We start from the raw sequence: 24,331 nt of genomic DNA, 5'->3' as shown, positions 1-24,331 counted from the left end.
CAGTTTTATCCACCTCCCTAGAACTGCTCAAACATTGAATATTTTTTTAATCTTGCTTCAATTTTATTAAACCATCTTTCATCTTTTAAATCATCAGCATTAAAAAAATTTTTACTTTTGGGCAAAGCATTCATTTGTACATATACATATTTCAATTCACTTGAATACAAAGAATTTGAAACTATAGAAAAATTAGAAACAAAAAAGTCATCTATGTCTACATTATATCTATATTTACAAACGTTTTTCATTTCCGTCTCAAACTGATCACTATATTCCCCACTCAATAAATTAAGTATACAATAATCAACATCTACTGCCTGATATATTTCATATGCCCTTATTCCAAATGAAAAAAGATGTTTTTTGTTTAATGGTAATATTGGTCCTGGTACGCCAATTATAATAATATCCGGTTTTTCCTTATCTTCGACTTTTTTTACAAACTCATTAAATCTTAATATGGTTTCTTCACCTGAAAACCTATTATTATACATAAAATCCGGAATTGAATAAAACCCCATTATATTACTTATCTTTTTTGTTCCGATTTGAGCTACTTTATATCCTTTTTTTAGAAACATTTCTCTTAAATAAAGTTGAACATCAAATTTAGATACATTATATCCAACCCCCATGACGCTAATAATTGGCACTTCTATTTCCTGCTTATTCTTATGTACTATACTATCAATTACAATTTCATTACCTTTGCAAATTTCTATCCTTTTTTGAGAATGTTTGCCATATAAAATTTCATCATAAATTCCTGTTGCCAAAATGATCCTGACATTTTTTTCTAAAAAAACTTTTATTGCATTATCGTATTCTTCATAACTTACCATATTGCTATCTACAATTATGACTTTATCAAAATCAACTTCCTGCATACTCATTATATTTGCCATTGAATATATCATGGAAACGCCACTGTTATAGACTTCTGATACTTTTCCTCCCGGTACTATATATGATATATCACTTTTCAACAAATTTTCGCTTACTTTGCTCAAATATAAATTATCTAACGTATACGGATAAACAGCGTACTTCATACTAAGCCTCCTCAAATTTACACCCATATTTTTTCAATATAATATAGTCTTTTATTGTTCCTTCTACACCTGCTCTTGTCTGTTGACACCATTTTAACCGAGCTTCTGCATTAATCCTTCCATCTTCCTGCGCTTTAGAAATACATTGGTAACACATCTTATAGCACCAGCACTCTATACATTGTCTGCTTGTCACATCTGCTACATTAAGTATTTTAATAGCATTATCAATATTTATACCTTGCTGTAAATCGCCAATGCATAATTCTTCTGATGTTTCATCTACTCTCTCACAAGGAAAAAATTTTCCATCTGCCGTAACAAAAAAACGTTGAATTCCTGGCAGGCATTGCCCTCCAGGACTTATTATATCTTCATACCCTTCTACACCTATGTATCTTTCACACATAGCCTGTTTAATTGAAGCAATTTCGCTCTCATACAAAGTGGGTTTATATTCACTAAAAAGATCACTATCACATGCATACAAGAAAACTTTAAAAACTTCATAATTAGAAATTGCGTTTAGTTCCGGATCAAAATCTAAGATTTCCTTTCTATTAACGGGATTGATAAATGTCCCATTTACATTTAATCCTTTTACTGTATCATAATTTAAGAAAAATTCATTTGTACAAGATACATTTTGCTTTAAATCTATCACTGCATTAAAAGAAATTTTTTTATCGAAAAAAGGATACTTCTCTCTAATCAAAGCTATATTTTCCATAATTAAGTCAAATGTCCCTTTATTGCTATTGGCAAATATACGATTTTTATTATGAATATTTCGCGGACCATCCAAGCTGATTGTAATATTAAAATCATTTTGAACCAAAAAGTCTGCAATATCCATATTCAGTAAAGTGGCATTTGTTGTCATATTAAAGTTTATCTTTTTTTCACCGAAAACTTCTTTTGCATACGATACTGCCTTTTTAATCAATTCAATTTCCAATAAAGGTTCTCCACCATAAAATCCTATTGATACCTCATTGCAATTTAACGAATGTGCTGCCAAAAAGTCTATTGTTTTTACCGCTGTTTCAAAAGACATTCTTTTATTCGTATGGACACGATTAATATAACTTCCTGAATAAACACAATATTCACATCTCAAATTACAATTTTGTGTAACTTGCAAAATCACATTACCCATATTATACATATACAGGTCTTTTAAAGTATCTGTTTCATAATGTTTTATTGAACTAATTTTCTTTTTTTCTGTTAAGAAACCCTGTTCCATAAGAAAACTAATATCTTCTTCAATGTCTGCTGTAATTTCTTTTTCATCTTCTTTTCCCCATAATGAAAAAAATTCATACAATTCATATGGAATAGTAACAACTGCATTTATATTCACATCATATAAGTAATATTTTTTATGTTCAACAAAAATATGTATGTTAGGTTTTTTAATCTTCATTATTACATTCCTCTCCTCGACAAGAAAGCCTTGTACGAAAAATTAAATTCGACAAGGCTTTCCCGCTGTATACTTGGCATCAGTTATTCAATAATAAAATAGGTCCCCTGTTGGTCACGCCAGTTGTATTATACTGAGCGTCATTAGCGATCTGTGTGCCGTTCGCTTCCCCGATAGAATGACAGTTCTGGCACTTACATACGCAGAAGCAAGTACATGAACAAGAAGCATATGCCATAAATGTTCCTTTTTCAGTCTTTGTTTTCTTCCCTAATTTCATATGGAACTCCTCCTTTCTTCAAAATTATAGAAATTGATACTATGCATATGTATCAAAACCTACCTTATTTTTAGTTGTCGCTTCTACAGCAATCATATTTTCTGTTTTTTTATCTTCTTTTTCTTTATCCTCTTTCATTTTCTCCAGCCATTTGTCAATTTCTGAATCCGTACCAGTCTCTCCAAAAATGCCACAGGTTGTCATTTCGGTTCCATTATTCGTAAACTTAAACTCCACTGATATCAGTTTACTACCATGACTTATTGCCGCCTTCTGTGCATTTCGTATAACATCTGGCATAATTGCTAAATTTTCCTCAAGCCATTTCGCAGTTTTTTCATCTCCACATGCCTTTCGCATTACACTTCCGTCAATCAATACAGAAGCATTTTTGCATGGAGTCAAACATTTATACTTGTTAGTCAAATACTTTGAATAGTCTGATACATTTTTAAACTTATTGGCTGAATTCATAGCGTATCCTGCATAATAATTTGAATTTATCGCCACTGACATATTCTATCCCTCCTTTTCTTAGTTATTAAAACCTTTCCATAGCACATCAGGAACATTTTAGCGTCTACCGTTTTAATATAACATGAAATCTATACTTTTCAATCAGCATTGCAGAAAGTGACCTATTTTTGCAGAAAACGTCCAAATAAAGGAAAATACCTCCTTATTATTTCAATATTTCTCAAACATTTTAATGCCCGCATTAAACAATAAACCCAATTTTTTCAAACAGAAATTCACAATATTTATGCATATCCTGATTTCCGCTTCTTAAAACAGAAGAAAACAAAGACTTTATATCTATATTTCCTTCCGTTTTTTCATATTGCTCCAGATAAAGTGAACGGAACTCTAAATAAGAATCTTGAATATAGTCACATGCCTGATTTATATCAAAAGTATCAAACGATTCATTCAATTTTATATTCTGAAATTTCTGCTTATTTTCTGCATTTTGCTTTTGACTTTTGGCAACCATTTTATCCCATTTTATCAATTCCTCAAAACCTTTATTTAGCTTTTCCAATTCTTCATCCATTGACAGCAAACGTCTTTTTCCACTCTCTGAATCATCGCATACATACACTTCTCTTGTTCCATTACTGTATCCTTCTACAATTTTTTGATACATAGTAGAATAGGCATATGCAGCTCCCATTCCAATATCATCGAAACCATACCCATTTTTACTTTCACGGATACTCTTTAAATATTTAGCATTTTCATCCCATAATTCTCGAAGATAATCATTTGACCAAACAGTTTTAGGCACCGTTTCTCTGATATAATTTGCATAACCAGCGTCTAAGGCAAAACTATTATGTATATATGTGTTTTCCTGATTTCCCCCATCTACTTCATCTGAATGTCCTATCTTCCGCTGTTTCAGCTCACTACCCATATGGATATCTGCAACACGTTCTCCTACCCTTATCATCAATCATCTCCTCCATTTGGTTCTTTTCCATTCCAATAAGGATAATAATATTTCATGGTATAAGGTCTGGTAAAGGAAAGTCTATAATTTAAGTTCTCATAAAAATAATTGTACCATTCAATATCTATCACTTTACCTGTATCCGGATCAATATATAAATTTGCCATGTTCAAATCTTTCCAGCATGTCATGTCACTGGAACTTCCTGTCCCTCTAACATGAATCCAATAACAAGGCGTACTCCAGTCAAATACCGATAATGTTAAAACATACTTATCTTTTATTCCTGAAAATGATGAGTTTAAAACATATACCGCATCAGGAATTACCTGCTGATATTCTAATGGCAGTGATGTTCCTTCTGTTTGTAAAAGACAAACATTAAAATTTGATGTTCTTCTCAAAGAAATATCATAATTTACCGAGCTTGAACTTCTCTTGTAAGAATATGAGAAATCTATCTCATTTCCATTTACATAAAAATTTGTTCTGGCGGCATTAAATTGAAAAACTATATTTGCCCTATCACAAACGGCGTAGAATTTTGCAGTTGTATCTGTTGATATTGGCGCAATATTATGTATATATAAGGTATAACCTCTTGTTGCCGAATAACTGCCATCCGTACTTAAAACAACAAAATAATGAGTTCCTTCATCTAATGCGTATAGATTATCCTTGACTGCATACAGTGCATCGCCAGAATAATAATAGACCGCATACTTATCTGAAGTATATTTTAATTCGAACCTTACAGCACTAGCCTCTGAAAGAGTAATCTTATAAAAATCAACATCATATGGACTGTCAATAACACCGCATGTTCCATTTAAATCAAACACACCTGAAACTTCCGTTGCAGTTGAAGGAGAATCATTAAACTCATAGTCCACATCTCTTGTACTGGTATAAAGACCTAATGAAAAATTGCCGCTGCCTTCATACCCTCTTACCGCAATAAAATAAGTTCCTGCTTCAATCTTTCCAGCGATTGCCTCATCAACTCCAGTTCCTTCGTTCAAACTGTTTCCTATGATCGACAATTCTCCACTATCAGCATTTAAACTAAGCAAATATAAATCTGCATCAATTGTATCGTCCATTTCTAAATATATCGTTAATTTGCTTAATTGTTGTATGGTAAAATGATACCAACGAAACTCGTCTGTTATTAACGAATTTGTTTTCTTTTCACCATTCAGTATCTCTACCGCATTATTCGGATCAGTATTGTCCTCCTCATCATTCGTATCCAATGTCTGAATCCCTTCAAAGAAAAAGGTCTGTTCACATTTTTTATTTCCTTCAGCATTATAAGTAATTTCCGGCACTTCAACTGTCGGTATCTCGATTTCTTCTTTTTCAAAATTCTCAAATGTAGTTACAGGAGCTACACTTTCATCATTTTCTGTTGCTTGAACATTCATACTGCTACTAATACCTACTGTAAAAAAAACCGCTGCTGCCATTAACATTGCTAAAAGTTTTCTTTTTACCATTTTGTTTCCCACCTTTCCACTAAATTATTGATAAAGTAATTAAAATTTCAATTTTACAATAGCAAATTCAAATCGTATTTACAATGTACCTTGCGAAAATGACCTGTCTTTGCAGAAAATGACCATCCAAATAAAAAATCCCCTTGAATCACCCATAAATCAACCCTAAAGTTCAATCAAGGTATTTTTTACAAAGCAAATAAATCTATTGTTTTTAGTCCATTCTGGTTATTTCTTGAAACATCCTCCAGATCATAAACTGTTTCAGACAAATAAAAAGGACGCAGGATTTTACTCCCACGCCCCTAAACTTATCTGGCTTTATCTTCCCTGACTTTTGGCAGCTCCTTCCCCACCGTTTCCTGCTTTGCTTCCGATGTCTTTCTTGCCTCAAAAGCATCTGCATTATACTTGTACTCCTGTGGTTCAGCTACCATCGGTGAGTAGATGACCTCTCTTTCTGTATCCGGTGCTTTCTGTTCCTTATCCTTTGTGTGCTCCATACGCTTTTCCTTATCAAACTGCACAGTCATATCCAGATTATCCAGCTTATCAATCGAGGCGTCCAGATGCATCTCCATTGATACAAGCAGTTTTCTCACTGCTTTCATAGGGGCAAGTACAGCCTTTGTGAGATGGTGTTTCTGTTCTTTCTGTGAATAATCCACCTCCGGCTTATCTGCAAAGGTACGGAACGCATTGTTTACGGTCTGCCCGGCTTTTCGGAGTCCCTTTGCAAGAAGTGCTGTCCTTGCAATATCCCTGTCTGTAGATACAATCGTATCTTTTACCACTGTTCTGACATTGAGAAGTCTTTTCTTAATTCCTACAAATTCTGTCACCCTGTAAAGTGCCGCCCTGCCCTTTGCCTTTGTTTCATCAACAATATTCTTGGCAGTAGATTTTACCTGTACCTTTATCTCAGATACCTGTGACTTTATCTGCTCACATCTGGCATTGAGTCGCTCCTGTGCTTCTGTTAATGCTTTTTTTGCATTATTGATAAGGGTATCTTCCTGCATTTTCTTGATCTGGTCCTGCATACTGGTAAGTTCTTCTGTCATAGACACAATCTTTTTTTCCAGACCATCCACATAGGTGCATATCTCAAATACATCATTTGCCTGTTCTTTCATAGTATTCTTTTTTAATAAATCGAGAAGTTCTCTTATGATCTCCTCATTAGTAAGTGTCTTTTCTGCTTCCATCTGCTTTTCCTCCTTATAAACGGGGCAGCATATGCCGCCCCTTAGCCTTAATTATCGAAAAGGTGTATCCTTTTTATCCCTGTCGGGATTTCCGTGGTTCTGTCCGGCATTCTCCCTTGCTTTTTCGTTGCTCTTATCCTTTGCTTTCTCATATTCTGCAATAATCTCATTATAGAGCTTCTCCCTGAAATCCTTTGTGACCGGATAGCAGACATCCTGATAAATCGGTTTGCCGTGCTCGTCCACCTGCTTTGTTTTATAAGAAGGCATTGATACAAAGATTTTCTCTTTGCCCTGAAGGATGTTTACATTATTTACAATGAAGCTGTTTTCAAAGTAAATACGGGCAAGTCCCTTGATATTACTGCCTTCCCTTTCATAAGGTGTTACCGTCACAGAAAACTCCGGCATTTCCTGAGTTTTTCCCTGTGTCTGTGTTTCTGCTTTCTCCGGCTCCCTGATTTTTACATAAGCCTCAAGGATATTAGTATAGAGTTCCTCACGAAACTCTGCCGTGATAGGATTGCATACATCCTTATAAATCACGCTGTTTTTCTCATCACGCTCATTGGAACGGTATCTTGGCATTGATACAAAAAGCTCTCCCTTTTCCTTATTTTCAAGGATTGCGATATTGGTAATCTTGAATGAATCACCAAATACCACGGTCGCAAAACCCTTGATATTGCTGCCATCTTTTGCTCTTACCTCGTTTACCTTAATTGAATACTTCATACGCTGTTCCTCTCTTTCTTATACTTCTGAATTATCATTGTTTTCTGGTATGATAAGCTCACACCAAAGCTGTTCTATCTGTTCACAAGACAATCTGCCATTTAACCAGTTGCCAAGTGTAACAACCATTCCGTCCTGCTCATAGTAGAGCCATTCCTGTGTTTCGATGTTTCCCTCATACACGATAGTCACATCAAAATCAGGCATAAATAATCCTGCCTCCGTATCCCAGATACAGGCAACTCCCTGTCTGAGTGTCAGATTCAGGCTTTCGACATACACAGACCAGCCGCTTACGACAATCTGAAAGTCATCATCAATCTCTGCAATATCGTCCTGAGTGTCGATCAGCTCCTCCATTTCCGATACTGCTTCTTCTATCTCCCCCAGTCGGTATCTCTTATTCATCTGCCGCCTCCTTATATCTGCACCTGACAACAAAACGCATTGTTCCCTGTCCCGGCATTCAGCATTTCACTTCCGGTTTCTTCCATTACCGGGTATCTGATATCTATGCCCGGTATCTCAATAATGCCGATGACACTGCCTTCTTTAAGAATGGCTTCCTCCTCTTTACTAACGGTGGTTTGCTCTTTCTCAACCTCTGACCTTTCATCTTGCTTCTCCTCCAATGTCTGCTCAAATTCATTTATGAGCTGGTTCGTGTTTCTCTCTCCGGTTGTACCCCAGAAAAAAGGGACTGCCATAATGGCAATCCCTGCTGTAATCAGTAGTCCTGTGACCACTTTCCTTATGCTCATAGAGTTTCACTCCTATCTTTTCCTGTTTCTGTCTGGCATATAGATTCCCTTATCCTCTGCAACAATGCCCGCATTTTCTATTCTGTCCTCAGACTTTTCTTCGTCCGGTCCCCCAAGATCTGCGTCCATAGCTTTTGCATTCTCAAGGTCAAGCTGGGCATTTAATTCATACTGCCTTGCAAGTTTTTCTTCCAGTTCTGCACTATATGCAAACGGCTTGTCATACTCCGCCTTTGAAGCCTCAAGATCATTCTGGTACTGTTCAACCTTCTTTTCCAGAAAATCAACATTTTCGTGAAGTCCGTTGAACAGGTTCTCCAGCTTTACCATACTTCCCACCGGACTTGTGGAAAGTTCTGCCTTGTATTCCGTCTTTCCACGAAGCACCATATAGTTGATACTGAGGAAATTCTTTTCCACCAGAAGCTCAAAGCCGTGGAACTTACCGACTGGAGTGGTTTCGCCTGTCTTACATTTGCTGATTGCTTCAAGCATTACGGTTCCACCATCCACTCGCTCTGTATAAGTTGCATTGCCTATGGTAATGGCAAAATCCGGGTTATCAATCAATTCCTTATCCCTTGCCTTTATATCCTCCCTGACATTGGCAAGTTTCTCTGTCGCAGTTTTGATGAGTTTTGGATACTTGATCATAAAATTATCCTGCAATCCGTATCTCTGATTATCATAAGACGCCTTTAAGAGCTTTAATCTCTGGACATCATTGTCAACCTCCATCTTTTCCCTGATTAAAGGGTTGCCTGTAGCAACCGCCTTAATCTCCGCATAAGAAAGTGTTGCCTCATCAATGTCCTCACAGCTTCGGCTCACTGCCTTGCTTGTCATAACCTGACTGATGAAACGCTGCTTGTTTTCCACAAGTGACCAGTTGTATGCATCAAAGGTTTGTTTTGTAACATATCGGTAGATTGCCACCTCATCGTTTTTATTTCCCTGTCGGATACCTCTGCCTTCCCTCTGTTCAATGGAAGAAGGCTTCCACGGGCAATCGACATGGTGCATTGCAACAAGGTGTGTCTGTACATTAACTCCGGTTCCGCACTTATCTGTCGAACCGATAAGGACTTTTTTCTTACCTGTCCTCATTTCCTTAAAGAGTGCATCCCTCTGTGCGTCTGTTTTTGCATCGTGAATAAATGCTATCTCCTCCGCAGGGATACCATACTTGATAAGTGACTCCTTCAGATAATCATAAATCGTAAAGTCCTTGTCCGGTCCCGGTGTTCCAATATCCGAAAAAATAAGCTGACAGCCTATATGACCATCAGCATTTCCTTTTACATATTCTTTCCAGACATTTTCCGCTACCTTATTGAGCTTTCCGTCCGGGTTGTTCGGTGCGTCCTTATCAATCAGTCTTGCGTCTGTTCCAAGAAGTCTTGCTTCGTGCGTAATCTTTAAGAAGTTGTCAACACTTGGATCAACACCCCCGCCCCTTATCCTTTCTGCCCTTACAACAAATTCTTCCATTACCTGCTTCACATACCAGTCCGGCTCCGACTCCACGATAATAGGCTTGCCGCCACGGAGTGCAGGCACATCAAGGTCAAGCATATCCGCTGTCTGCACATCAGCAACCTCACGGAAGATGTTCATAAGTTCCGGCAGATTGGTAAACTTATTGAACCTGCTCTTGAAACGGAAACCACTGCCCTCAACCGTAAGCTCCAGTGCCGTTGTTACTTCTCCGAAGTTAGCCGCCCACGAGTCGAAATGATGAATTCCCATCTCCTCAAGTGCCGATTTCTGCAAATAAAGCTGCATAACATACATCTCACACATTGTGTTGCTTATCGGTGTACCTGTTGCAAATACAATTCCCCTGCCATCATTTATCTCTGATAAATACTGGCATTTAAGCTGCATATCCGTTGACTTTTTAGCCCCACTACTGCTGATTCCCGCCACATTATTCATCTTTGAAAATGTGGCAAGGTTCTTAAAATTGTGTGCTTCGTCTACCATAATAGAGTCAACACCCAGCTCCTCAAAGGTAATGAGGTCATCTTTCCTGCTCTCATCGGTCAGGGATTTAAGCTGTTCCTCCAGCTTTTTCTTCTGGCTTTCCATCTGCTTTACGGTCCAGCGTTCCCCGTTCCGCTCCTTCATATCATCAATCGCATAGGTGATCTCATTTATCTGTTCATTAAGCATTCGCTCCTTTCTCTCTGCCGAAATTGGAATTTTCTCAAATTGCGAGTGCGACATAATGATGCAGTCATAATCGCCTGTCGCAATCCTTGATACAAACTGCTTTCTTCGGCTCTTTTCAAAATCACGCTCCGTTGCAACCAAGATGTTTGCTGACGGGTAAAGCCTTAAAAATTCACTTGCTGTCTGCCCGATAAGCGGCTTTGGCACTACCATAATTGTCTTATTGGCAAGTCCGAGCCTTTTCTGCTCCATACACGCAGCCATCATTTCAAAGGACTTTCCGGCACCGACACAGTGGGCAAGCAGGGTATTTCCTCCCATAAGGATTCGTGCCACCGCATTTTTCTGGTGCGGCTTTAATTCAATCTCAGGGTTCATTCCCGGAAATTGCAAATGGCTTCCGTCATACTCACGCAGGCGGATATTATTGAAGGTTTCATTATAATATTCCACATACTTCTGTCGGCGTTCCGGTTCTGCAAATAACCATTCCTTGAACTTCTCCTTGATCATATTTTGCTTTTCCCTTGCAAGCATTGTCTCATTTTTGTTGACTTCATAATGGTACTTGCCCTCACCATCATCAATCCTGTCCCTGACAGTGACCGTTTTTAAGTTCAGGGTATCCTCAAAAATAGAATAAGCATCCATCCGGCTTGTACCATAGGTTTTCGTTGCCGCCACGGAATGTTTATCCATACTTTTGTTCTCAATGAACCATTCCATACTCATTTTATTCAAGTGTACCTGAATACCGGAATTATAATACTCCGTTCTGATTGCCCTTGCCCTTTTTGGTGTATTAAGCAGCTCATAGATAAACTGTTCATAATCAAGCGGTTCAATCCAAGTTGTACCAATCTTTACATCTATATCCGAGGCTTCAATCCATTCCGGCTGAACTTTCTCTAAGGCTGCGGCATTGGCGGCAAATCTTTCTGCCTGTGGATCGTCGGTATCAGCCGCCATTGCCTTTGCAACACGCAGCTTATCCCTTACATTGCCTGACAGATATTCATCTGCTGTCTCCCAGCCTGCGTCCGGGTTATTTTCATTGTAACGGTCAGGATTAAGAAAAATAATTCCATCGAGTTCCTTTATGAGAGTATCCCTGTCTGTTTCATAAATGGAGAGCATATAAGGAATATTTACATATCCAAACTCATTGACCGATACATTAAGAGCCTCAACTGCAGTTTCTACCCTGTCCACCACGGACTTTGCTTTAATCGTCTGCTTATAAAACATATCAGCCTTCTTCACCTCCCCGTCCTCATTTACTTCTTCCAGACTGCAAAGAAGCGGATAATCGCTGTCATCCCTGAACGCTGTACGGTTTGCTTTGGAAGTGATTGCTCCATACTTTCCAACGAATTTATCATATTTTACATTCAAAAGCTGCTGTTTGTCTGCAAGCTCCTCATCACTACAGCCCTCCATCTGGATATCAATCAGCTCTCTTGTTATCTGTCTGATTTCATCAAGGCTCTTAATACGCCCCTCCGCTGTCGGTGATACTTTCTGCCTTACCATCTCTGAATTTTCCCTGTAGTAAAGTTTTCCTTCAAAGAATGTGTAAGTATAATTTCTGACATCCGGATCAGCGGGAATGACTTCCTCTGTCTGTTCCTCATTATCTGCCAGTCTCTCAAAATCTGTCATCTGTGCTTTGATGTTACTGATTGCCTTATTGAGTGCTTCATACAGATTGAAGTTCTCATCATTATTCACACAGACGGTATATTTGCTGTCCTGTCCGAACATCCTTGTATCATACTGCATTGTACCAAGCATCATCTCCGGGTGCTCTGCAAAATAGGAATTGACTGCTATGCCATCACCTGTGACACCAAGATGTACCCAGTCAGGCTCTATATCAATTTTTCGCTCTCTTTTCTGTAAAAAAAGAATGTCCGCAGTCACCTCAGTTCCTGCATTATCCTTAAATGCAGTATTCGGAAGTCGGATTGCTCCCACAAGTTCTGCCCTCTCAGCCAGATACTTTCGTGTAGTCGGATTGCTCTTATCCAGTGTTCCCTTTGTGGTAATCACTGCAACCATACCTCCCGGTCTTGCCTGATCGAGTGCTTTTGCCAGAAAATAATCGTGAATACGGAAGTTATACTTGTTGTACTTTGGATCGAATATCTTATAATCTCCAAATGGCACATTTCCCATAACAACATCAAAGAAGTTATCCGGATATGTGGTGTTTTCAAATCCTGTAATACTGATATTGGCATTCTGGTAAAGCTGTTTTGCTATTCTTCCCGATATGCTGTCCAGCTCCACTCCGTACAGCCTGCTTTGCTGCATTGGTGCTGGCATACTTCCGAAGAAATTACCGATACCCATAGACGGCTCCAAGACATTTCCGCCTTTAAACCCAAACTGCACAAGGGCTGAATTGATACACGTTGCAATCTCCGGCGAAGTGTAAAAGGCATTATTTACAGTTGCTCTTGCCGCACTGTATTCCTCATCGGAAAGAAGCTCTTTCAGTTCTGCATACTCTTTGCTCCACGCAGCATTATTCTCATCAAATGCCTGTGACAAGCCTCCCCAGCCGACAAACTTTGATAAAACAGTCTGCTCCTCCTGTGTTGCAAGTCTGTTTTCTGCTTCAATCTGCTTTAGTGTACAGATTGCATCAATGTTCCACTGGTATCTGGTCTTTGCACCACCCTTTTCTGTTTCCCACAGGTTATAATGGAAATTGAGTTTTGTCTGGTCTTGTGTTTTTTCTTTTCCACGCAGACCTTCCACTGGCGGTAATACTTCCTGTGCAGGTGTTTCAGGGGCAGCCTCCTGTGGTTCGGTATCCTTCTGTGGAATATCTGCCGATACATTCTTATCCTCATCAGAAATTATACGACCATCCGTGTCAATCTTGGTATTCAAGCCATATGCAATCGCCCGTTCTCTGGTTTTAAGACGGCTTTCTCTCACACTGTCCTCAATATCAAAGAACTTGCGGTAAACAGGATTCATCTTTTCCCTGTCAATCTTATTTTTTATGGTCTGATAGATTGCCTTCTGGTCCTCTCCACAGTAAAATGGCTGTTTTACCATATAGGATAAGATTTCATATACCTCACGCCATGATACGGTATCCCCTGCCCTCTCTCCATTTCTGTTTTTGTAGCTTACTTTCACATCTGCACTGCTTAAAGTGTATTCTGTGAGTCCATACTGATTATTGCAATATGCCTTTCTCTCACCCTGAACATTTCCCATCGCTATCTCACAGATCAGTTCCAGCTTATTCGGCATAAATGCAAAATCCGACTGCACCACATCCATAAGGAAAGCACGGAATGGTGTGTAACAGCTACATTCTGACACAAGTATCTCAATGGCATCTCTTAAATCTTTATCCATTGCAGCTACACGGTCAGCATAATCAATCGGCTTGATATACCGTAACTCAGCCGCCTTTCTGTTTACAGCATAACTGTCAGGCTCATCAGGAATAGCATAATCATCAATTTCTGATTTCTCCTCCTGCGTATCAACTTCACGGTACTCTGCGTCAATGACTTCATCATCTTCACGAAGTCCGTCCATTGCAAGCTCATCAATACGAGGTGTCTCCGACTGGTATTCTCCGGTAAGGATAAGTACACCGATTTCCTTTTCGACATTCTTCCACGAAACGTATCCTTCTACTTCTCCATCTTCATCTTTCCATTGGATACGAAGTCCCGAACCGTGAAATGTGTCATACCCGTGCAAGCCCAGACCGTCAAGCGGCCAGCTTGCACCCCCCTGACCATATTCTGCCTTGATACGCTTTGCTCTGGTTCCTGCGTCTATCTCTGTCTGATAGATTTCACACACCCTGCCTTTTCCACCGACAAAGCCAGTTCCTTTCATAAGTATCTCTTTTACATACTCACTTGGTACACTCTCTGCTTTCTTTGGATTAAGGTAATTATATTTTCTGGCAAGGGCAGCCTTTTTATCCTCCTCGAACTGACGCATAAATTCATTGTGTCTGGTTTCCTCCGGCTGCTTCACACCAAAACTTGCCTGCCCGTTTTGGTCGAAAAAAAAGGAAGCCTGTGTATATTCGGCTTCCTTACTGACACCCAATGAGTTAATCTCATCAAGCTCTCTATTTAATTCTTCCTGTGTTTCTAATGAAACTTCATCACGATCTGGTGGAGCACTACTTCCTCTGCCTGCATCTTCGCCTGCTCTCTTATCTTCCACATCTCCATTGTCGATGACGGATTCTGTGGCTTGTGCTTCATTAGATACTGTTCCTCCAACTGATCGTAAAGCTGGTTTGCTTCCTCCTCTACTGCCGACATCTTCTCGTACATCTTCCCGAATCTCATCAGTGTCTTGTACCTTGCCGGTTCGTTCTCCAGAAGATACTTCATTGCCATTCTCCCGTATCTGCCCAGCTTCGTTAAATCCTCTGTCTCGTCCGGCATTGTCAGCTCCGGATACAGCAGTCCGTCCACTTCCTTGTAAGTCATTGCTTCTAACATATGATATTCTCCTTTCGCTCTCAATCGTTTGTAAATTCCTACTAAATTCTCTAAGAACACTACAGGAGACATCGCATACAAGGGAACCAAGACGGTAAACTATCTCCTCATCTTTGATATTTACAATCTGACTGAAATCCTGTTCTTGCACAGATAAGTCAAATCCACATCTCGTCCCTACAGCATACATAACACTGGAATATACTAACTGCTCCATATCGCTATCCTGCTGTAAGCCCTTGCGTTTTTCGTTGAATTCCTTTATCACACTACCTGATAGCTGCATTAGTTCGGACATTCTATCCCCGAACTCCTCTTTTATTATATTCCAAACATTTGTTCCTGTAAACTGTTTTAACGTATTTTTTAGTGATTCTCTGTCATCGCTTTTATACCGCTCCATCTGTCCTTCCGATACCAGAAAGTCTGCATAACTTTTCAGGTTTTCCCCCTCCAGATCCCAAGTCAGCTTCACATTCTTTCCGCCTGTATCACTGATATCGAAAATATATCTCATACGGGGATTAAGTGCCCTTGAGGGGAAGATAGCACAGCCCTTTGCTCCACGCTTTACATATCTTCCCACTTTCTTCCAAGTGTCATAATCTGCCATAAGGGTACTTTTCTCCGGTGATCTCTGAGCTGTTACCATAACGATATTATCAAATTCATAGCGATATAACTGACCAGCAACTTTTAATACATCTTTCCAGTTCTTTTCAGAACGGGTGATGTTGCTGATTTCTGAATCATATATCGCTTTGACCTTCATATCAACACTCATGTGTCACCCTCCTTTTACTTCAGTAATTCTGCAAACATTTCCTTAAAGAGCTTTGACTCCTCCCCGTCAAGCTCAATCACAAATTCTGCATCAACCGCCTGTCCATCACATTTGCCCTTTCCTTTTACAATCTTTCGCATAATCCTGAGAAGCACATAACACTGCTTTGACTTGGCTATGCTCTGCTTAAAGGCAAGTCCGTCGCTGTCAGCCGACTGCTGTGTCTCATAGACAATCACATTCAGCTTTCTGCTGATTTCCTCAACTTTCTCATATGGAATACTGACAGACGATTTTACCTCTCCCGGTCTTTCCCATTCCTTATGAAGTTCGTTTAATAAAAATTCCATATCCTTAATAACTGCTGTCTGCTCATTTTTCATCGTGTCTTTCCTCCATTTTCCTTTAATGAAGAAGGGAGCTGTTCTTCGCTGTATGGCGAAAAATCAACTCCCTTCATATCCTCCGCATCAAGGACTATCTGTTCTGAATAATACATATCCATTGCCTTGTTTATGGCATCGTCAAGTGACTCTGCCTTTACTGTCTCTACCCTTGAGAGAACTTCTTTTATCTCAATATCAAATTCTTTTTCCATTCGATATCAGCCTCCAATTCCATTTTTCCTCATCGGCTCTTTTTTTCTTTTACCTGTCTTTCCTTAAAACCTTCATCATACTTTCCATCTTCAAGCCTGTCATAAAAATATTCCTCCTCTATCGTTCCAAATTCCTTATACATCTGGTGCAGGAAATCATTCTGCATATTTTTTGGAATATCATCATCCTTTGACAAATCCTGATAAAAATAAAACTTCTGCTTGAGTTTCGCCCTGTAATCATAAACATCTTTTATCTTTTCAGGTGTCCCGTATTCTCTTTTATATGCCTTAAAGTTGGTCTGCGAAAGTGTGGAACCAAGATAAATCCCGTGCTCCCACGATACCCCAATCGTTGTGTTATCCTTAGTTGGCTCCTCGTCTTTCGGATATCGCTTATACTCTGTTGCTCCAAGAGCAATCGTGAGAGAGCCGCTTTTCATATCCATTACCACAAGATTGCGTGGAGATAATGCTTCAAGTACCATATAATCGTGGTCATTAAAATTATGAAATGTCTGCCCCCTTTCAAATGTCCTGTCGCATTTTTCATAATGCAGGATAAAGTCATCTATCCAGCCTCTATCCGTCATTCCAATCTCATCCATCTTTGTAATACACTCTGGGGAACTTGTTGCCTTATCAAAGTAAAATTTCTTTGAATCATTATAATATCCTTGCAAAAAGCGTCCCAGTTCCACATCATCTCTACAGAATTTTGCAAAAACTGTAACATTTGCTGCCCTGTAATACTCTGTAAAACCTTCCGCAAGCGTTCTTCCAAGAAGCAGCATCTGATCTGCAAGCTCTGACATATCATCAATGGCAACGAACTTCTTATAATCTTCCAAAGTCATAAGCATATTTCTTTCTGTTCCCTTATAATTCTCCATTACAAGAATCATATCCTTTAAATCCATTCTTACCTCCTGTCCCAGAGAGGACTTTCGCCCTCTCTGCCAATTTTCTATGGTCTGCCAATTACTACAATCTTTCCGACACTTGCCACATCACGGTAAACTACGCCAACTCTTTCATTCAGGGCTTCTACCACCTTGCCATTGCCGACATATACTGCCACATGGCTGATATTCTTATATCTTCCGTTGTTTGTGAAACTGTAAAAGATAAGATCACCAGGCTGCATTTCATCATAAGATACGGTCTTTCCTGCTTCATCAAGTCCCTGTGCTTCTGCCGCTGCTGTAGTTGCTCCTCCATAACTGATATTCACACCTGCATCCTTCCATGAATAATACGCAAGTGAACTGCAATCATAATAATTGCCACTATCTCTTAGTTCCTGACTGTAAGGATAACCCACTCTGTGAAGGGCATAAGAGCAGACTGCTTTCTGCCTGCTATCTGTAATACCACTGAGGATTGCATTTATTTCATCCTCTGTCATGGAACTTACTCCGGGGCTTCCACCGCCTCCACCGCTTCCACTTCCAGCATATCCAAGCTGTCCCATAAACTCAGGACTCATGATCTGCTCAAGCATTTCTACCTGATCAGAATTAAATCCATAAACGGAAATCATATCTCTGTATGATTTGAGCGTAACATTTACATACAGTACCGACTTCGTAACAGTTGTTACATTGCCATCTGCGTCTGTTTCCTCCACATCTTTTGTTCCACTACTTGTAGTATAAGAACACATATCATTTACTACAGTCTGCAACCACCCCTTTGATATATCATTCATAATTGTTGCAGTATCGCCTACACCATACTTAACCATGTAGACCGCCATAATGTCGTAGTAGTTACTTGGATTTTCATCCATTCCCTCATAATCTACATACACCAGTTCGCCAAAGTCATATCCGGTATGTTCATTCACTTTGGTATTCACATCACGGTTAAATTCAGACACATAAGCACTTGTAACTGTCTGCACTGTATCTCCTGACTCCAGCGGCGGTAAAAATAAGGCAAATGGTGAATTATAAAGAATCGCTATCACAGCAATAACCGGAACTGCAACGATTACCACTAAAAGAACCAACAGCAAAAGTACAAGTCCGATAATCGGAGCTGCCGCCTTTATCCAAAGAACTGCCTTTTTTACAATCAGATCTTTTACCAGTTTTACAACACTGTCCGTCTGATTTTCCTGTTCTTTCATCTTATCCAGAAAAAATTTAATCTTTCTGCTACGGTTCGCTGCTTTCACATCCTTCGCCTCGATAGATACACCTGTGGCATAGCCTGCCGCCATGCCGACTGCTGTACCTGCTCCCGGTGCAACCGCTGTACCTGCCGCTGTGGTTGCCGCTTTTGCCGTAGTTTTGGCAGTTTCTTTTGCAGTGTTCTTAGCAGTTTCTTTCGCTGCTGTCTTTGTCGTGTCACCGGCAACCTTTTTTGCCGTATCACTGGCAGCTTTCTTTCCCATCTTTTTTGCCAGTTTCTTTCCTGTTTCTACCTTCTTGATACGCCTCTTTGCTTCGGCTGCCGCTTTCTTTCTGAAAAGTGACGCTCCCCTTGAAGCAGTTCCCGTAACCGGACGGCTTACTTCATATGCAAGATAAGCTGCCTGTGACACTTCCTGCCCGCCTTCCACCTGCTCTGTAACTGCTCCAGCCGCAAGTGCTCCCGTTCTTCCTGCTATATGAAGATTGGTATTCTTCGTCTTGATAGAAGTATTGGACTCCCGTATATTTCTCTTAAATTTTGAAGGTTCCTTTTCTTTCTTCTCTGCCTGATGAATGGTACTCTTACGATAAGACTTCTTTTTACCTGTATCATTTATCTTTGCACTGGCAATTTTCGGACCACGCTGTACGGTGTAAATGTTACTGCCCTTAATTTTAGCCTTCTTCGGTTCATGCATATGAATCTTAGCTTTTTTCTTAGTGTGAATGACCATAGGCTTGTCATCCACTTTTTTTATCTTCAATGTTCCCACCTTCTTTCTGTATCCTTAAAAAAGGTAAAAAAGTAGCCATCCGGAACTTAGTCCAAATGGCTGATACATTGCAATTCTAATCAGCAAATTTTGCCTCCCTTTTCTTCTGCTCCGCAATCTTTTCGTGGATATTGGTGTTATACAGTCTGTAAAGGTCAGTGTCCTTGCTGATCTGGTTATCAAACGGAATTACCACGGAACCACACTTGATAAGTCCCATTCCCGATGCAGTATTGGTTACGAAACGAAGCTGTGCCTCTGATACACCGATAACCTCTGCCATCTTGGAACTGTCTGTATTCGCCTGCTTTAAGAGTGCAACAAACTCAGAGTTTGCAAGCATTGTAGTGGCGGTGTAGTTCTGTAAAAGGTCGTAGGGTAGGGCAAAGGCGCCTTATTGCATAAACAACAGGTTTCCTACACCCTCCCTCGGAACCGGACTTACATGTCTCCATGTATCCGGCTCCCCATTAGTAATTTACATATCGCTTATTTATGGATTCTTCTATGACAATCACTACAAACCACTAACGTTTTTCTGCGCTTAGCTTTCATAGTCAATTCCCAATCAGAATTACCCAATTCGTTTAAGTTTCTTACTACATGCACCTCATATAAATCTGCATGCTTTTTCCCACATAGTTCACAAACGCCAGCATTTAACCTTTGTCTGATTGTGGATTTCCAATTGAATTTTGTTCTTTGGAACACGATGTCACTAGCCTCGCCTCTTTTGCAATCAGCGATTTTTACAGGTCGCACTCTCTTTGTTCCCTCTTTGGTTTCATAGGGAACAGACCATGTTTTTCCGTCCTTGTACTGTCTGATAATTTTGTGAATTGTAGATTTATGCTTATTGGCTATCGTTTTCAAACAGCTATATTCCATTAAATAACAGAAATAATCAAGGGTATGGTAATCAACCGCTAAATTATAATAATTCAACAATCCTCTCATTTCTGCATTGTACTGTTCCACTATCTCACTGTCGGACTGATTTAAAAGTGCTGTTCTGTGGACTGGCTTAAATTTGCCATCTTCTGTCTGAATAATGGCTTTCTTTGCAAACATAAATTTCTCTATCTTTTCCGTATGAGGAATTGTAAGAGCAACTTTGAGGTGTAAGGAACGTGACTTACGCCACTTTCCGTTTTTCATCTTATAGCCCTTTATTTCCTGACTTCTTCGGACACAAATATCATATCCTAAGAAGCGTACCTTTTCAGAGCTATGTGTTATCAGCGTTTTTTCTTCACTAAGTGTCAATTTCAGTTCATTATTCAGAAATTCCGCTATTTCCGCTTTGAGTGCAATGCACTCTTCCTTTGTTCCGCACACTCCTACCAACCAATCGTCGGCATAACGCACAAACGTAAATTTCTTGTTTGTCTGTGGGTGGCATGGTATCTTATGAATTTCCTTTTTCAGATGTTTATATCGGTCAATTAATTTTTGCCTTTCATTGACATCATCTGTGTGGTCAATCCAATAAGATATTTTCTTCATCTCATTATCCATTTCTCTGTATTCGGGTGTTTTTCGTTCTTCCGCTTTTCTTGGCTTATCAAATCTTTTCTTGATTTCCTCAAACTTTTGGTCTAATTCATTCAGATAGATATTTGCAAGTATCGGAGAACAAATACCGCCTTGTGGAGTACCGCTGTACGTTTTATTATATTTCCAATTCTCCACATATCCCGCTTTTAGAAACTGGCGAATAATGTTCAGAAACTTACTGTCTTTGATTTTTCTTGCAAGAATATCAATCAATATTTCGTGGTCGATATTATCAAAACAACCTGTTATATCGCCCTCTATAAACCATACAACGCCTGTGAAGTCAGAGGAAATCTGACGTAATGCTGTATGACAACTCCTGTTTGGTCTGAAACCATGGGAGTGGTCGTGAAAGACTGGCTCATAGATTGCTTCCAGTATCATTCTGACAGCTTCTTGCAATAGCTTGTCCCTAAAGGACGGTATTCCCAACGGACGCTTTTTCCCATTTTTCTTCGGGATATATTCACGCCTTACGGGATTTGCCCTGTAAGTTCCATTCTGTAAATCCTGGATTAGTTCCTTAATATATAATTCGCTGAATCCGTCTGCGGTATCATCATCAATACCTTTTGTTGTTGCACCTCTGTTTGCATAGAGTTTTTGATAGGCGGCATAATAAATATCTTCACGTAGCAAATATCTGTACAGCCTTGTGAATACACCGTCTTTGTGTTCTTTAGAACTTTTTGCGATACGCTCTAAAATCTCTGATGTTGGTTTCATTGAGGTTTCTCCTCCCTTTCATTCTTACAATTTTAGATGTTACTAACTAGCTCCCTTCGCCATGTAGACGCTATTAACGCCCTCGGACTACTACGGAGCTTCCGTTACCATATCAGACAAATGAGCCTGACTTAGGCAATCCCCAGTTAACACTGTGTATAGGTTTACGAAGATTGTCGGACCTGCTTCCAGTTCTTTATGACGTGTTCTCACGCCTGTCCCATAACATAATGATAGTTGCTTTATCGTAGTCGATGATAAAACAGTGTTATGGCATGGGTTTCAAGGCTTATTCCCATATCTGCAAAAAACAGAAACTCGAACCTCACATTCGATAAATACAATCTAATCCTCATATCTTCTTATCATTGGAGTACAGTCGCACCTAAAGCCTTTTGGTGACTAACCCCTTTCTCACCATGCGATGTTCCCGTATGGTGTTTCCACCAAGTCGGTAAGGTGAGTTGATTCGCTCACTATCATAAGCGGTAGCACCTACGCTACTTTACACAATGCCCTATCTGGGCGCACCACGACGTTCTGGGTGATACCCGTGCACAGTCCACCTTGTTTCCTCACCTTCTTCCAGAGCTGCTGTAAATATTTTGCAGAATACTCCGAATTAAGCAGGACATGGAACTCATCAATATAGAGCCAGGTTGCCTTGCCCTTCTGCCCGTTTTCTACAATTCTGTTTTGAATAGACTCCATCATAACAAGCATTGTGATAGGACTAAGCTCCGTGCCTAAGTCCCTGATACCATATACCGTGAATCGGTTATCTACATCAACATTTGTCTGGTGGTTAAAGATATTAAGGGAACCATTTACAAAAAGTTCCAAAGACAATGCGATATCCTTTGCTTCGTCCTCCGGCTGTTCCATAAGGATATCGTAGAAGTCACTCATTACCGGAATATACTTTTCCCTGCCCCTTGCAATGTCGATATACATCTTTCTCACGCAGCGGTCAATGATTGATTTCTGTCTGGAATTTAAGCTGTCCCCGATACACTGCTCACAAAGACCAAGCATAAATTCCCCTTTTTCCCTTATCATTCCCTTTGAATCATTCGGATCAAGACTCCACACATCCATCTCAAGCGGATTTACATAATTGTCCGTGTATGTGGACATATTTACCACGGTTCCACCATAAGTCTGTGCAATATCAAAATATTCGTTCATCGGATCAATGACGATAATCTCATCATCTCCCGACAAGAATACGCTGCCCATTTCCATCTTACAGAAGAATGATTTGCCGGAACCCGGCACTCCGAATACAAAGCCATTTCCGTTGATGAGCTTCTTTCTGTTACCGATATTTACATTCTTACTGATCTGGTTGATACCGTAATAATTACCTGTGCTGTCATTCAGTTCCTGCACATTAAACGGCATAAGCACCGCAAGCGACTGGGTAAGAAGGGTACGCATTGTTTCCACCTGTCTTACACCAATCGGAAGTGCCGTGTTGAGTGCTTCCCTCTGCTTTAAGTAGTGTGTATCAATCGTACAACTGTTACGCTTTCCGATTGTTTCTACTGTTTCGCAGACACTCTCAAGCTCCTTCTTACTTTCTGCCATAAGGATAATGGTAACTCCTACAAAGAAAAGACACTGGTCATTCTCACGGACATCATCCATAATTGCCTCAATCTCTTTTTTCTCCGTTCTCTTTGCATAAGAGATTTCTGTGGAGAAGTCATTGTTCTTATTACGGACTCTCTGCTGCTTGATAATATCCGACTCAATACCAAGATATTTCTTCTGAAGCACCTTTGTGGTCAAATCCTTTGGCACAGGCACTACATCAATACTGGTAATGGAGTGGACAGGAAGGGAAGTAATCTCATTGATAAATCTGTCAGATAAACTGCTGGGATACTTCTTAATGAAAAGTGCCTTGCAGTATTTACTCTCGTCCTCAAAATGGTCTGGGAAATATTTCACCATACCATTACATAAATCATTCTTAAAATCTGCTCCGACCTTCTTTGCCTTTTTGATATCAAAATCAAAACTGCCCTCATCGCCAAGATGGTAATAGTCATAGAGCACTTTCAGCCTTTCATTGCCGTTAAGCGGCACAATCTCCGCCCCCAGTTCAATGAAAGCCTTGTGTATTGTTGCCTCAAGTGTGGCAAACTGTGCCTTTGCCTCCTCAAAGTTCTTTCTCTCAATCGTGATCGTCAGGTATCTTTCCTGTTCAATCCCCTGTCTGCCCTCAATAATCTTCTCCTCAATAATGTCATTGTAGATTCTTCGGTAATTATTGAAGCCATCGTTTTTCTCTGTAATAAGAACCTTATCACGGAGGTCCTCCATATTTTTGTTCTTATTGTTAATCGTAATCTTATAATTACAGTCCAGCGAATTTAAGAATTTGCAGTATCTTTCAAAAATGCCGATCTGCTCATCCTCCGTTGCCGTTGTGTAATTGATGTCCTGAAAGCGGTAACACTTGGAATACTTATTCCTGCTTACTTCAAAAATGCCGTTTTCAGCCACCGCCATAATCTCTATGGTTTCCTGAATGGATTTAGGTGTCTTATACAAAGGCTCACTCGCCTTCTTTAATAACTTAAATCCGTCTGTAAATAAACCCATGTCTCTAACCTCGCTTTCTTATAATGAAAGCCCGCCGGGAACTTC

General features: G+C 39.7%; 16 protein-coding genes and 2 pseudogenes. All 18 read right to left on the bottom strand.

Going from position 1 to position 24,331, the window contains the following annotated elements; translation table 11 throughout:
• Positions 1–17: 17 nt before the first annotated feature.
• Positions 18–1,055 (bottom strand): TIGR04066 family peptide maturation system protein, encoded by a 1,038-nt coding sequence (locus DW721_RS14030; RefSeq protein WP_182436337.1) that lies wholly within the window; start codon positions 1,053–1,055, stop codon positions 18–20.
• Between the two features lies 1 nt (position 1,056).
• Entirely contained in the window at positions 1,057–2,484 is a 1,428-nt protein-coding gene (gene ccpM, locus DW721_RS14025; protein WP_118746108.1) for a Cys-rich peptide radical SAM maturase CcpM, read from the bottom strand.
• A gap of 79 nt (positions 2,485–2,563) precedes the next feature.
• Positions 2,564–2,764, bottom strand: coding sequence for a CLI_3235 family bacteriocin precursor (locus DW721_RS14020; protein ID WP_055196150.1), 201 nt, complete (start codon positions 2,762–2,764; stop codon positions 2,564–2,566).
• A 39-nt stretch (positions 2,765–2,803) separates the two neighbouring features.
• Positions 2,804–3,280 (bottom strand): hypothetical protein, encoded by a 477-nt coding sequence (locus DW721_RS14015; RefSeq protein WP_243034646.1) that lies wholly within the window; start codon positions 3,278–3,280, stop codon positions 2,804–2,806.
• A 202-nt stretch (positions 3,281–3,482) separates the two neighbouring features.
• Positions 3,483–4,220, bottom strand: coding sequence for a hypothetical protein (locus tag DW721_RS14010; protein ID WP_347560391.1), 738 nt, complete (start codon positions 4,218–4,220; stop codon positions 3,483–3,485).
• Positions 4,217–5,716 carry a hypothetical protein gene (locus tag DW721_RS14005; RefSeq protein WP_118506705.1) on the bottom strand — a complete coding sequence of 500 codons (1,500 nt, stop codon included), beginning with the start codon at positions 5,714–5,716 and terminating at the stop codon, positions 4,217–4,219. The genes DW721_RS14010 and DW721_RS14005 overlap by 4 nt, the downstream gene beginning before the upstream one ends.
• Before the next feature lie 311 nt (positions 5,717–6,027).
• The gene (locus tag DW721_RS14000; protein WP_055225100.1) at positions 6,028–6,924 is read right to left on the bottom strand and encodes a DUF6674 family protein; all 897 of its coding nucleotides are present in this window, start codon (positions 6,922–6,924) and stop codon (positions 6,028–6,030) included.
• Positions 6,925–6,975: 51 nt separating this feature from the next.
• Positions 6,976–7,659 carry a SpoVG family protein gene (locus tag DW721_RS13995; protein ID WP_118506704.1) on the bottom strand — a complete coding sequence of 228 codons (684 nt, stop codon included), beginning with the start codon at positions 7,657–7,659 and terminating at the stop codon, positions 6,976–6,978.
• Positions 7,660–7,677: 18 nt separating this feature from the next.
• Positions 7,678–8,067: a hypothetical protein gene (locus DW721_RS13990; RefSeq protein WP_118506703.1), complete on the bottom strand. Its 390-nt coding sequence runs from the start codon at positions 8,065–8,067 to the stop codon at positions 7,678–7,680.
• Positions 8,068–8,078: 11 nt separating this feature from the next.
• On the bottom strand, positions 8,079–8,420 hold the full coding sequence (locus DW721_RS13985; RefSeq protein WP_118506702.1) for a sortase: 342 nt from the start codon (positions 8,418–8,420) through the stop codon (positions 8,079–8,081).
• Positions 8,421–8,432: 12 nt separating this feature from the next.
• On the bottom strand, positions 8,433–15,878 hold the full coding sequence (locus tag DW721_RS16705) for a helicase-related protein (RefSeq protein ID WP_118746107.1): 7,446 nt from the start codon (positions 15,876–15,878) through the stop codon (positions 8,433–8,435).
• 14 nt (positions 15,879–15,892) lie between these two features.
• On the bottom strand, positions 15,893–16,261 hold the full coding sequence (locus tag DW721_RS13975) for a hypothetical protein (protein ID WP_009860904.1): 369 nt from the start codon (positions 16,259–16,261) through the stop codon (positions 15,893–15,895).
• Positions 16,258–16,476, bottom strand: coding sequence for a DpnD/PcfM family protein (locus DW721_RS13970; RefSeq protein ID WP_005602909.1), 219 nt, complete (start codon positions 16,474–16,476; stop codon positions 16,258–16,260). The genes DW721_RS13975 and DW721_RS13970 overlap by 4 nt, the downstream gene beginning before the upstream one ends.
• 29 nt (positions 16,477–16,505) lie before the next feature.
• Entirely contained in the window at positions 16,506–17,396 is an 891-nt protein-coding gene (locus DW721_RS13965; protein WP_006859557.1) for a hypothetical protein, read from the bottom strand.
• A gap of 47 nt (positions 17,397–17,443) precedes the next feature.
• Positions 17,444–19,390, bottom strand: a complete 1,947-nt coding sequence (locus DW721_RS13960; RefSeq protein WP_347560389.1) for an NlpC/P60 family protein — start codon at positions 19,388–19,390, stop codon at positions 17,444–17,446.
• A 76-nt stretch (positions 19,391–19,466) separates the two neighbouring features.
• Positions 19,467–19,763 (bottom strand): annotated as a pseudogene (locus tag DW721_RS13955) (hypothetical protein); the annotation flags it as partial.
• A 116-nt stretch (positions 19,764–19,879) separates the two neighbouring features.
• Positions 19,880–21,673, bottom strand: a complete 1,794-nt coding sequence (gene ltrA / locus DW721_RS13950; RefSeq protein WP_118506701.1) for a group II intron reverse transcriptase/maturase — start codon at positions 21,671–21,673, stop codon at positions 19,880–19,882.
• A gap of 531 nt (positions 21,674–22,204) precedes the next feature.
• A pseudogene (locus tag DW721_RS13945) lies at positions 22,205–24,286 on the bottom strand (DUF87 domain-containing protein); the annotation flags it as partial.
• Positions 24,287–24,331 lie beyond the last annotated feature (45 nt).

It is taken from the genome of Clostridium sp. AM27-31LB (assembly GCF_003480745.1).
Classification (GTDB): Bacteria; Bacillota; Clostridia; order Lachnospirales; family Lachnospiraceae; genus Butyribacter; species Butyribacter intestini.
The sequence above is the reverse complement of the archived record's forward strand: the minus strand, read 5'-3'. Positions and strand labels throughout refer to the sequence as shown.